The sequence below is a fragment of the Hyphomonas polymorpha PS728 genome (genome assembly GCF_000685315.1).
In the GTDB taxonomy this organism is placed as follows: domain Bacteria; phylum Pseudomonadota; class Alphaproteobacteria; order Caulobacterales; family Hyphomonadaceae; genus Hyphomonas; species Hyphomonas polymorpha.
In genome coordinates, this window is record NZ_ARYM01000001.1 from 267,955 (window position 1) to 279,754 (window position 11,800).

Genomic DNA, 11,800 nt, shown 5'->3' on the forward strand with positions numbered 1-11,800 from the left:
GGAGGAAGAGAAACGAAATGTCCATCCCTTCAGGAGTCCGTTGCCGCGACCTCCGACTGTCAATTGTCATCGTCTGCTATAACATGGCGAGGGAAATTCCCCGGACACTGGAATCGCTTTCGCCGCGCCTCCAAAAAGATGTCGGAGCAGACGATTACGAGATTATCGTCGTAGACAATGGCTCCTCCGAACCGGCAAATCCGGAAGTCTGCCTCAGTTTCGGAGCGAATGTCAGGCTGCTTTCGACCCCGGTTCCGAACGCGTCACCTGCCAGAGCCATAAGCTGGGGGGTCGCTCATGCAAAATACCCCAATCTTGGTATCCTGATCGACGGCGCGCGGATGGCCTCACCCGGCCTGCTGGCGCGCGCCCGGGAGGTGCTTGCGATCTCAGGAACAAGCGTGGTCGGCACCATCGGCTTTCATCTGGGCCCCAAAGTTCAGATGGAATCTGTTGCAGAAGGCTACAATCAGGAGGCTGAAGACCGCCTCCTCGCTTCGGTCGACTGGCAGTCTGACGCATATCGCCTGTTCGAGATATCCAGCTTTGCAGGATCATCGTTAAACGGATGGTTTTCTCTCCCGGCGGAAACGAACGCTGTTTTTCTGTCCAAGGATTTTTTCGATATGCTGGGCGGTTATGATGAGAGGTTTGTTTCGCCGGGAGGGGGGCTGATCAATCATGATTTCTGGAACAGGGTCTGTGCCTGCCCCGATAGCAGGGTAGTGATGCTCCTTGGGGAAGGCACATTTCATCAGGTACATGGTGGTGTGGCCACAAATGCCAAAGTTTCTCCCTGGGAAAGCTTTACCGCCGAGTATGCCCAAATCCGAGGTGAGAGTTACCGGCAGGTCATGTGCTCTTTCAAGCTTTACGGCTCCCTCGGGGGCGCCGGTCTCAGAAAGATTTTATAGAAATTTAGGTCAGGCCTGATCTCCTGTTTCGCAATCGCTGTTAGCCCCGGATCTCGCAGGACAGCGGAGGCGCCAGCCAGGACGGCCATGCCTCAGGGGTGGGGGCAAGTGACGCCGCCAGCGGCTGTTAAGAGAGCCGAAGCGATACATACAAATCCGCGATGCAGGACCCGGCCGGAGCCGGGTCTGCTTATCCAGGAACTATTCCCAGCCGAGAGCCTGCAGATAGGTCTCGGGTCTGAGCGTACGGCGCAGGGAGGCTTGTGCGGCGCTGCCCAGCGACTGTCTTAGCTGAGGGGAAGCCGCCAGTCTTCTGAGCAGTCGGGCGCCTTCCTGAATGTCAGGCTGAGCCCAACGGTCGCCCGGTATTGCCGGATAAACGCCGGTTGAATCTTGCACCGGGACGGTGACACAAGGAATAAGGGCTGCGTTCTCTTGTGACATATATTCAAGATTACCTGACCAGGCCGTCGCCACAACGCACTTCCCGAGCGACATGGCTTCAGCAAGGTTCAAGCCGAACCCTTCGGACCGGTGGGGTGAAAGGAGGATATCCGCGCCCATTATGAGCTCTTCATGCTCTTCATCTGTCAGCGTCCCTTCAATCAGGCTGATCCTTGAGTCTGAGCCAATTGCGTCCCGAAGGCGGCTTGCATACTCGGGATAGGCAGACAGGTTCCGGCATTTTATGGTAAAATGGATATTAGGCGCATGCGGGAAGGCGGAGCGAAAAATGTTCACTGCCGCGAGGGGGTTCTTGCGCTCTAGCGACGAGTGCGCATCCGCCACGGTGAGTATGCTCAGAGCGGAGTTTCCTGACGTGCCCCTGTAACCCGCTTGCCGGCGTTGGGGAACCCAGTGAGGCACGGTGATAACAGGCCGGTCATACGCTGCAGAAAAGGCTTTCGAACAGAACCTGCTGGGAGACCAGATTTCCGAAACATAAGCAGTCTGACGCTTCCAGGATGCCGGTGCGGTTGGCGTTTCCCAAGCCCACGCGCCGATGATGCGCCAGTCATGCCAGCGCCGGAGACCGAGTGCAAAAAGGCACCTCTCGATTTCTGGAGGGTTGGCGAAAAGTATCAGCGTCCCGTGACGAGCGAGAGGGAGCTGGGCTAGCGGGACTGAAGCGAGAGTCACGGCCTGATCGAGCAGCAGACTTGTATCCGTGGCAACGGGCCTGAGACCCTGCGCGGCAAGCGCTTCATAGCAATACCGCGCTGCGCGCCCGATACCGTTTCCGGTCTTGAACATGCCGGCAACTACGAGCGGACGGGATGCGCCGCTACGGCGCAAACTGGCCGAGCTAGGCCTCGGCAAGACGGCCCTTCGCAGTTCTGACTTCCAATGCATAAAAGCCAATACCCGTTTCTTGAACTGACGCACAGGGGCAGACGTTTGTGTGCAGTCTATTAGCAGCACAGAATGGCATAGAAAGGCGAAGGGTGGGAAGTTCCATGATTGCTCCTTGGACCAAGTGCGGCACGGCCCCTTCTAGTGGCAAATCGCTTAGAAAATTGATCGGAATGCGAGATTTTTGCGGTTCCCGATTGCCCACCCGCCCGAACAGGGGGCCACAGGAATTCGGCGGGTCAACGACATCAAGCATTGGACCGCGAATGTGCTAGGTGATGACAGAGGCGGATGATGAACACACGCTCCTGCTGACTTGGATCTTCTGAGGCTTAAGGTGTTCTCCTCTGCCGCCGACATGCGAAATCCATCAGATCCAGCAAAAGATCCGCAACAAAGCAAGCCGCCTCTGCAGCCCCGGTAGACGGGTGGCCGGGGAGGGGCAGGTGCCCGCCGGCCGGTGACGGACGGGAGGATGGTCAGGATGAGGGGCAACCGCGTGATCAGGCCGCCTGCTGCTCTGCCTCAGGGGCGCAGACCCGGCACGCGGCGGCGGGCCGCAAGCCGCAACCTCGCCCAGAGGGAGCTTCGCGCGGCGGGGAGGTTTAACTCGCGGGCCCCGTGCGCATCGAACCAGTCCAGGAAGGCAGCCCGCCCTCTGCGCGTCGCCAGGGGAAACGCTGCCTGGAGGTCTGGCCGGCCCGAATGGATGGCTTCCATCATGCGTGTGAACCGGCGGGCCCCGCAAGGATCTATCCGGTCGCTCGGCGCCTCCCAATAGGCATGGTCGTAAGCGGCAAAGGGATCTGATCCGGGGCGGAAGGGGCGCCGCCGCGCGGGGGGCGGGATGGGCGAGCCGTCCCTGTACCGGGCGAATCCATAGGGGACTTTCGACCAGGTTTCATGCCCATGGGCCGACAGCTCTTCAAGATAGAGCGAGACAAGGGCGCCAGCCTCGCCGGCGCTGTTTATGTCAAACCGGTCCTGGTGCTTTGAAAACACGGCCGGGTTACCGGGGACCACCCCAGAAAAATGAAAGAAGCTGAGGGGCTCGCCCGCCGCCCGCCACTGCCCCTGCGTGCAGGTGACGGGGCGTTCATGCAGGTTCCAGTAGGCGACATTGAGGCCCTTCGAGCGAAGGATGCGCAGCGACGCCATGAAGGAGGGCGCAAGATCGACATAGCGCTGGTCCACGAAAAGGCCCTGCGCAAGGTCGACAAGGCAGCCGGTTACAAGACGTTCCCCCCACCAGTCGAGGAAGCGGCGTGCCTCGGGAACGTTCGCAAAGGCTGCAAATCCGAGATTGAAGGTGCCTGACTGCAGAAGGTCGGCTATCCCGGGCCGGGCGTTGTCGGTATAGGGCGTGCAGATATGAGGCGTGAGGGCGCAGGCTGCGCCTTCGTCAAGCGCGGCGTCCACCTCCCCGGGCCAGGCAAACATCCTGATGTCGGGATCGAAATAGACCGCCCTGTCAAAACCGAGCCTGTCAAAGACATGTTTGAAGCAGAAGGGCTTAATGGCGGTTGCTAGTTCAAGTACGGTATACCGGAAGGCCATGTCCCGGGCATCGGGCAGGGCAAGCGCCTCAAGAGTGATCGTGCGGTCCCGGATTTCATCTGCCACGGCATGTTCCCCCGTATCGGGAAGTCCCTCATCAGCCAGGAAGATGAAAAAGGGCACGTGCGGCGCGACCGCCTTGAGGCTGCTGCGCAAGGTCAGGGCGTAAGCTAGGTAGTTTCGCGCGCATATGGTGAAGGCGGCAAGAGGACGGGAGGGGAGCGGTCGCATGCTTTGGTGTATCGATTCTACTGGAGCGGGCCTGCTTCTGGCAGCACAGTGCCTCGAGTCGGGGGCTGGTCAGGTAGCGGGTTGATTTATGGGTCGTAAAGAGGTTCGTATGGACGCGGAATACAGATAAGCCAGCGCTCGAACCAGCGAGCCCGCGCTCCCAATGCGGCAATCCTTTTGCGAGGCTCTGACATGCAACGCCCAGATATCATCAATACGCTCGCCTCAAAAATGAAATATCAAAGCTATCTGGAGATAGGGGTCGAAGCGGGCGTCACCTTCCGGCAGGTCGAAGTTGCGTCCAAGGTGGCAGTGGATCCTGATTTCAAGACCGATACCGCGACCCTCGGCGGCGAAGCCCATTCCATAACAAGCGACGCGTTCTTTGCGCGCGATCACCGCAGCTTCGACTGCACCTTCGTTGACGGTTTGCACACGTTTGAACAATCCCTGCGTGACTTCGAAAACGCATGGGCCCGCCGTACGCCCCGCGGTATCGTGATCGTCGACGACTGCTACCCGTCCGATGACCTCGCCGCCTTGCCCGATCACGCCGAGTGTGTCCGGCGCAAGATTGCCAGGGGGGATGCCGATCGCAACTGGATGGGGGATGTCTACAAAACGGTTATATATATCCACGATTTCACGTCCCACGAAATTGCCTTTGTCGAAGGGAGCATGGGGGTAGTGGTCGTCTGGCCCGGCCACCGGGCAACAGCGCCCTGGCTGGGCACGCGCAGCGCAATCGAGGCTTGTACGCTTGACCAGTTTCGCTCGCTGACGCTGCCAGTCCTCCCGCTGGACGAGATCACAGCCCGTATCTGCGCGATGTGATCTTGCGCTGAGTATCCGGGTTGTCCGGGCCCTCTGCTTGGTGAATAAGGGGCGGCGGAGGCCATGCCTTTACCAGCCCTGATGGAGCAGGCCTTGAGAAGGTGTTTCTTATCCCTCGGTTGTCTGCAGGTTGCCATCGGCCGTTCAGGCGCGAAGTAGAGTGTGGAATTCATGATGACGGTTGCCCTGCAGGATCTTGAAGCGGTGTTCTCCCGCTGGCGCGTCTGGACGCTGCTTGCCTGGCAGGATGTCTATCTGCGCTATAAGAGATCCCTCATTGGTCCCTTCTGGATCAGTATCAGCCAGTCGATCACGATCCTGGCAGCGGCTTTCCTCTATTCACAGATCTTCAACCTCCCTTTCAAGGAGTTCCTCGGTTACATCACGGCAGGCGTACTCGTCTGGAACTTCATTGCTTTCCTGCTGGGGGAGGCAAGTACCTACATCGTCGAAGCCGAAGGACTGGTGAAATCTCTGCCTATCCCGATCCCGGTGCTTGCGGCGCGGATCGCCCTGCGCAACCTCATTGTGCTCATGCACAACATTGTTGTCTTCGGCGCCATTCTGATTTTCTTCGGAACCACCTTCACCTGGACGGCCCTGCTGGCGGTCCTTGCCATTCCGGTGCTGACCGTAATGGGTTTCCTGGCCGCCATCGCCCTTGGCCCGGTCTGCGCGCTTTACCGGGACCTCGCGCTGATCATTCAGAACGGGCTGGCGTTCATGTTTTTCCTAACCCCGATCATCTGGAAGGCTGACCAGCTGCCCGAGCGCGCGATCTTCGTGCTGGGCAATCCCTTTTATCATTTGGTAGAATTGGTGCGGTCGCCGCTGATTGACGGGACCCCGGCGAGCGGGCTCAACTGGGCGGTGGCCGCAGGATGCCTCTGCCTGCTTGCCGCACTTGCCTGGGTGTCCCTCGTCTCCTCGCGCGGCAAGCTGTATTTCTGGATCTGAGAAAGGCTTTCATGCCGAGCATCATCATCGACAATGCCAGTGTGCGCTATCCGGTGTTCGACACATCCTCCCGTTCGCTTAAGGTGTCGCTGCTCTCCCGGATTGGCGTCGGGGGGAAACAGGGGCCAGCCTATGTCAGGGCGCTTTCCGATATCAGCCTCACGATCGGTGACGGGGAACGCCTCGGGCTGGTCGGCCGGAATGGCGCAGGCAAGTCGACGCTCCTGCGCCTGATCGGCGGGCTGATCGCGCCGAGCAGCGGGCAGGTGAAGACAAAAGGCCGGGTGATCCCGGTGATCGAGCGCGGCATCGGTATCCATCCGGAACTGACCGGACGGCAGAATATAGAGCTGCCGCTGCGCCTCCTGGGGGCAACGAAAGCGGAAGTCCTTGCCGCCCGCGATGAAATCCCGGATTTCACCGGTCTCGGGGAATTCATCGACTTGCCTTACAAGACTTATTCGGAAGGCATGAAGGCGCGTCTGGTCTTTGCCCTGTGCACGTCGATCCCGGCAGATGTCCTGGTGCTGGATGAATGGTTGGGGGCCGGTGACATCGATTTTACCGAGCGCGCCCAGCGGCGCCTCACAGAATTCCTGTCACGGTCCAGAACGCTGGTCCTTGCCAGCCATTCGCTTGAACTCATCGAACGGGTCTCAACCCGGGTCGCCTGGATTGATGGCGGACGTGTCCGGATGACCGGAGACCCGGCGGAGGTATGCGACGCGTACCGCCATCACATGTCTGCGGCCGCCCCGGGTCAGGTAGCCGCTGCCGAATAGCGCCGGCTGCATGTGCCCTGAAACGGAGGACCCCCCTGCTTGCTCTATGACCTGGAAGTTTTTTCATTTGAAGGATTGCGCGCTGCCGGCCTGGCAGGGCGTCCGCTGCGCGAAGCCCAGGCCTGGCGTCGGATGGAGGTTTCCACGGCGCCGGAAGACACGCTTCCCGTCAACTTCGACAATGTCCGCGTTTTCAGCCCGGTATCGGCCCAGATCCGCGAAGAGATCGCCGCGGTCTGGACCAGCGTGCCCCGTTCCGGCCCGTCCACCCTGGACCTGGAGGGGTGGTGTCTGGCCGGACGCAACGGCTTCCTGTTCAATCCGGAGTCCGGGATCGCCATCATCGGCCAGGGGCTTGGCGGCTCGCCCGACTATGTCAGATGGCATACCGAAAGCGCGCTCGGAGCGGTCTGGTCGTCCGACGGCCGGCGGCTGCGGTTTGAAGGGCCTGGGCCGGTCCGGGCGGGCGCTTTGGAGGAATGGTCCTGCCTGCTCGGCATGCCGGGACAGGACATATACGGGCACTGGCTGCTGGACGCGGTGCCCCGGATGCATCTCGCTTCGGAGTTTTTCGAGGCGGCGATCGGGACGCGGGCTGGCATGCTGACCCCCTTTTCCCCGCCTTGGGCGCGTGAATTCTTCGAGGTCATGGGATATCCGCCCCCCCGGGTCACCACGCTCGAAGAAAACAAGGTCTACCGCCTGGTGTCTACCCTTACCCCCTCCATTCCGAAGAATGGATATGTGGTGCATATGCAGACCTGCCGGGATGCCTGGCAGGCCTTCCGGGCCGCGTCGCCCCGCAAGGCGTCCGGGCTGCGGGGCGAGCGGCTCTATGTCTCCCGCCGGAACTGGGCGGTCCAGCGTCCGATCGCCAATGAGGAGGCAGTCGAGGCCGCCCTGACGGCGCGCGGCTTTCTGACAGTCCATCCCCAGAGCCTTTCACTGGCAGAACAGGCCGAACTCTTCGCACGGGCGCGGCTGATCATTGGCCAGGACGGATCGGCGCTCCACAATATCCTCCACGCTGAAGCCGGGGCGGGGCTGGGTGTGATCGGGCTTCCCGAGCGCCGGAACTACTGGCATTTCGCGTTCACAGAAGCCATGGGACACCAGGTTGCGTTCATGGAGTGTCTGCCCGGGCCAGGGGGGATGACCGCAGATATTGCCGAACTCAACCTCATGGTCGACGCCTTGGAAGCGGTGCGCTAGGGCGCCGTTCCTCTCTCCCGGCGGCGTGTCAAAATGCGCGCTCTCTGGTTTCAATCCGCCCTCCATTGGCCTAGACATCGCATCAGCCCGACACAGAAGAGGACACACCAGAATGCCAGCAGAAGGCGGCTTGCAGCGGCACACAGCAGCGCATGGACATCTCCGGCCTGATGGCGCTGACGAGGCAGGCAAGCGCATCATCCTTGTCCTGGCGATGCACAGGTCCGGATCCAGCATGATCACGCGGGCTCTCAAGGTGCTCGGTGTCGAGCTCGGGGACCGGCTCATGCCCCCCGTGGCGGGCGAGAATGATACCGGTTTCTGGGAAGATACAGATATTGTCGAGCTCAATGAGACCCTGCTGGCCCGGGCGGGCCGGCGCTGGGATTCGCTGGAACCGTTAAATGAAGGGGCGCTTGAAGGGCCGGAGTTTTCAGATCTGCGCCAGCAGGCCGGCGCGCTGATCGCCCGCAAGATGGCCGCCGGCGCCGTGTTCGGCTTCAAAGACCCGAGAACGGCCATTCTGTTTCCCTTCTGGCGATGTGTCCTGGAAGACATGGGCATCACGCCGGCCTTCGTGATCCCTGTGCGCAACCCGCTGGAAGCGGCGGCCTCGCTCCAGCGGCGCAACGGGTTTGATATGGAAAAAGGCGTGGCCCTCTGGGCAAGGCACATGATTGAGGCGGTCGGCCTCACGGAGGGCGCCTGCCGCGTCTTTGTCGACTATTCGGCTGTCCTGGAAGATCCTGTTGCCCAGCTGGCGCGGATGGCGTCGATCCTTGATCTGCCGATGCCGCCCGAAACGAGCGAGGAAGTTTCCGCCTTCGCCAGCGGGTTTGTGAGCCGGGATTTGCGCCATAATGTCATCGGCCGGCGCGAGTTGACCCGCTCAGGCCTGGCAGCGAGGTTCGTGGAGGAACTCTACGATGACCTTGTGGCGTTTGCCCGCACGGAAACCGGGGCATCTGCTATTGGCGATCCGGCAAGATGGGCCGGTATCCTTGAGGGGTTTAGAGCCACCCGGCCCCTGCTTCGGCAAATCGACCGAATGACGCTCCGGCAAGAGGTTCAGGGCCGCGAACTGGAAGGCCTTGCCCGGCAGGTCGCCCAGCAACAGGCGGCCGCCGAGGCGGCGCTGAGCGAGCTTTCTGACGCGCGCGAAAGAGCAGCTCTTCTTGAGGCGGAGCGGCGAGAGGAGAAAAAGAGGTTCGAGGCCGAGCGCGAGGGGCTCGTCTCCGAACTTGAGGAGGCGGAAACGCGCGGCAGGGCGCGGATTGAAGCGCTCCGCGCCGAAATGCGGGAGCGGCTGTCAGCGGCCGAGTCAGTCCACGAGCAGTACCGCGCAGACATGGCCCGTGACCAGGCAGCTGAGGCTTCAGCGCTGGCTGCCGAGCGGGCGCATGCCTTGCAGGTGATTACCGATCTCGAACGGGACCTCAAACGGGAACAGGTTGTCTCCCTTGAGCGTCACCGGGCCTTGGGCGCCGCGCTGGCAGAGGCCCACGCTCTCCGCACCAGCACGACCTGGAAGCTTGCCGCGCCGGTCCGCCGCCTCGGCCAGATGGCGCCAGGCATGATCAGGGCGGCGCGCCTTGCGCTCAAAGTCATCTGGTGGACGCTGACCTTGCAGCTCGGCGCCCGCATCGCGGCGCGGCGGGACAGGCGTCGGCTGGAAGCGCAGCGCTCAGCATCGCCGCAATCTGTGTACGGGACAGCGCCGGAGCGCCGTTCCGGGGAGAGCATTCCGGCCAGTTCGCAAACTGCGGCCGGGGCAGGCTATGCTTACGCCCCGTTCGATCCGCAACCCGTTGCAAGGCTGCTCGCCGAGGTAGCCCCCGGGCAGGCCTTCCATGAGGAATGGCTTGACCACTGCGCCGCCTTTCCCCTTCCGTTCCAGGCTGAGGCCCGGCGCCAGGAGCCCGCCCAGCTGTCCGACGGACAGGCCCGGGACTGGATTTCCCGCTGCGCGCAGCTTGGCGGGCGCCTGGGGCCGGTCCTGGCTGTGCCGGATGTGACCATTATCGTGCCGGTGTACAACCAGCTCCCCTTTACCCTCTCGGTGATCGCCTCTGTCTACCGCTGGCCGTCCCGCTACACTTTCGAAATCATCATTGCCGATGACGGCTCACACGACCAGACGCGCTGGCTCGACAATGCTACGCTGCCCCGTGTCCGGGTCATTCACAATCCGCAGAATCTCGGCTTCCTCAGGAATTGCAATGAGGCCGCCTCCCACGCCCGCGGGCGCCATATCGTGCTCCTGAACAATGACACGATCGTCCTTCCCGGCTGGCTCGACGGACTTGTCGATACGCTGGAGGCCAATCCCGATATTGGTCTGGTCGGCTCCAAGCTGATCTTTCCGGACGCAAGGGTCCAGGAGGTCGGGGGCATCGTCTGGCAGGACGGTTCGGCGTGGAATTACGGGCGCGGCCAGAACCCGATGGAGCCCTATCTGAGTTTCATGCGGGACTGTGATTACTGCTCGGGGGCATCGATCGGCGTGCGCCGGGCGGACTGGGAAGCGCTGGGCGGGTTTGACGCACAGACTTACGAGAATGCCTATTATGAGGACACCGATCTTGCCTTCCGTATACGTGAAGCGGGCAAGAGGGTCGTGGTCCAGCCGCTCTCCCGGCTCGTGCATTTCGAAGGCATCAGTTCGGGAACCGATACCGGAACAGGCATCAAGAAGTACCAGGTAACAAATGGCGAGCGTTTCCATGCGCGCTGGCAGAAGGTGCTTGCGGCTCACCGCCCGAACGGGCAGCACCCCGAACTGGAACGCGAGCGCAGCGTGCGCAGGCGCCTGCTGGTCATCGATACGGTCACCCCGACCCCTGACCGCGACGCGGGATCCCTGATCACTTTCGAGATGATGCGTGGCTTCCAGCAGGAGGGCTGGCGCGTCAGCTTCGTACCGGAAGACAACTTTGCCTACCTGCCGCCCCAGACCCTTGCCCTCCAGCAGGCCGGTATTGAAGCGCTCTATTGGCCATTTTATGCGGATATGGAAGATCTCCTCAACAAGCGCGGCGATGAGTTCGATGCGGTCCTGATTTTCCGGGTGACCTCGACCCGGAAACATCTTGATCTCATCCGCCGCAAGCTGCCCGGCAAGCCCGTCTTCTACCATGTCGCTGACCTGCACCATTTGCGCGAACGGCGGGAGGCAGAGCTTAAGGGAGATACCGGGCTCCTGCGACGCAGCGAACAGACCCGCAAGGACGAGGTTGACGCAGTCCGAAAATCGGACGTTACGATCGTGCATTCCGAACAGGAAAAGGAGATCCTCAAGGAACTCGTTCCGGGTTCAGAGGTTTATGTCTTTCCCTGGATTGCCGAGCCGGCCGGCGTGCTGCCCGGCCCGGAGCCGCGCAGCGGGATCACGTTCGTGGGCGGCTTCAACCACCCTCCCAATGCGGATGCGGTGCTCTGGTTTGCAGGGGACGTCTGGCCTCTCATCATTGACCGCAAACCAGATGCCCGGCTGACGATCATCGGCCCGAATGCACCTGCAGCGGTTGAAGCCCTGGGGCAGGACCCGCGCATAGACGTGCTCGGCTGGGTGCCTGATCTCCAGCCCTATCTCGACCGGGCCCGGCTGAGTATTGCCCCCCTGCGCTATGGGGCCGGGGTCAAAGGCAAGGTCGTCAGCAGCCTTGCGGCCGGGCTTCCTGTAGTGACAACGCCCATCGGGGCTGAAGGCATGGGGCTTACCAGCGGTGTCGATGCTGAAATTGCCGAGAGTCCGGCCGCCATGGCCGATGCCGTACTGAGGCTGCTTGAGGACGATGCCCACTGGCAACGGCTGTCCCGCGGAGGGCTCGATTTCGTTGAGCGGCACTACTCGCGGGCGCGGGCCAGGGAAAGGATTGGGGAGATCCTGGCCTTGGGGGGGGTGACCTGAGGGAGGCGTTTGCAAAGGACCCCGCCCTGCCTGGCATGACGGCAGGTCCC

The 11,800-nt window shown here is 61.8% G+C and carries 8 protein-coding genes; 6 read left to right on the plus strand and 2 right to left on the minus strand.

Features of this window, described 5'->3' with window-relative positions; genetic code table 11:
* The first annotated feature begins 17 nt into the window (after nt 1-17).
* A complete protein-coding gene (locus HPO_RS01335; protein WP_051612145.1) occupies nt 18-914 on the plus strand; it encodes a glycosyltransferase in 897 nt (298 codons plus the stop codon).
* Between the two features lie 201 nt (nt 915-1,115).
* Here HPO_RS01335 and HPO_RS21155 read toward each other — a convergent pair whose 3' ends face one another.
* Together HPO_RS21155 and HPO_RS01345 are read right to left on the minus strand one after the other, a co-directional pair.
* Nucleotides 1,116-2,267: a glycosyltransferase gene (locus tag HPO_RS21155; RefSeq protein ID WP_084324091.1), complete on the minus strand. Its 1,152-nt coding sequence runs from the start codon at nt 2,265-2,267 to the stop codon at nt 1,116-1,118.
* Between the two features lie 525 nt (nt 2,268-2,792).
* Entirely contained in the window at nt 2,793-3,947 is a 1,155-nt protein-coding gene (locus tag HPO_RS01345) for a hypothetical protein (protein WP_157532597.1), read from the minus strand.
* Between the two features lie 300 nt (nt 3,948-4,247).
* On the opposite strand from HPO_RS01345, the gene HPO_RS01350 reads away from it, so the two are divergent.
* The 5 genes from HPO_RS01350 (at nt 4,248) to HPO_RS19475 (ending at nt 11,750) form a co-directional block, all read left to right on the plus strand.
* Entirely contained in the window at nt 4,248-4,889 is a 642-nt protein-coding gene (locus tag HPO_RS01350; RefSeq protein ID WP_051612148.1) for a class I SAM-dependent methyltransferase, read from the plus strand.
* A 171-nt stretch (nt 4,890-5,060) separates the two neighbouring features.
* The gene (locus HPO_RS01355) at nt 5,061-5,846 is read left to right on the plus strand and encodes an ABC transporter permease (protein ID WP_157532599.1); all 786 of its coding nucleotides are present in this window, start codon (nt 5,061-5,063) and stop codon (nt 5,844-5,846) included.
* Between the two features lie 11 nt (nt 5,847-5,857).
* Nucleotides 5,858-6,628, plus strand: a complete 771-nt coding sequence (locus HPO_RS01360) for an ABC transporter ATP-binding protein (RefSeq protein WP_051612150.1) — start codon at nt 5,858-5,860, stop codon at nt 6,626-6,628.
* 39 nt (nt 6,629-6,667) lie between these two features.
* Nucleotides 6,668-7,840 (plus strand): glycosyltransferase family 61 protein, encoded by a 1,173-nt coding sequence (locus HPO_RS01365; RefSeq protein ID WP_035593488.1) that lies wholly within the window; start codon nt 6,668-6,670, stop codon nt 7,838-7,840.
* A 112-nt stretch (nt 7,841-7,952) separates the two neighbouring features.
* Nucleotides 7,953-11,750, plus strand: coding sequence for a glycosyltransferase (locus HPO_RS19475; protein ID WP_051612151.1), 3,798 nt, complete (start codon nt 7,953-7,955; stop codon nt 11,748-11,750).
* Nucleotides 11,751-11,800 lie beyond the last annotated feature (50 nt).

Bases quoted from the DNA above. Each gene is read 5' to 3' on its own strand.
- HPO_RS01335 (WP_051612145.1), top strand. From the start codon at position 18: ATGTCCATCCCTTCAGGAGTCCGTTGCCGCGACCTCCGACTGTCAATT.
- HPO_RS01350 (WP_051612148.1), top strand. From the start codon at position 4,248: ATGCAACGCCCAGATATCATCAATACGCTCGCCTCAAAAATGAAATAT.
- HPO_RS01355 (WP_157532599.1), top strand. From the start codon at position 5,061: ATGATGACGGTTGCCCTGCAGGATCTTGAAGCGGTGTTCTCCCGCTGG.
- HPO_RS19475 (WP_051612151.1), top strand. From the start codon at position 7,953: ATGCCAGCAGAAGGCGGCTTGCAGCGGCACACAGCAGCGCATGGACAT.
- HPO_RS01360 (WP_051612150.1), top strand. From the start codon at position 5,858: ATGCCGAGCATCATCATCGACAATGCCAGTGTGCGCTATCCGGTGTTC.
- HPO_RS21155 (WP_084324091.1), bottom strand. From the start codon at position 2,267: ATGCATTGGAAGTCAGAACTGCGAAGGGCCGTCTTGCCGAGGCCTAGC.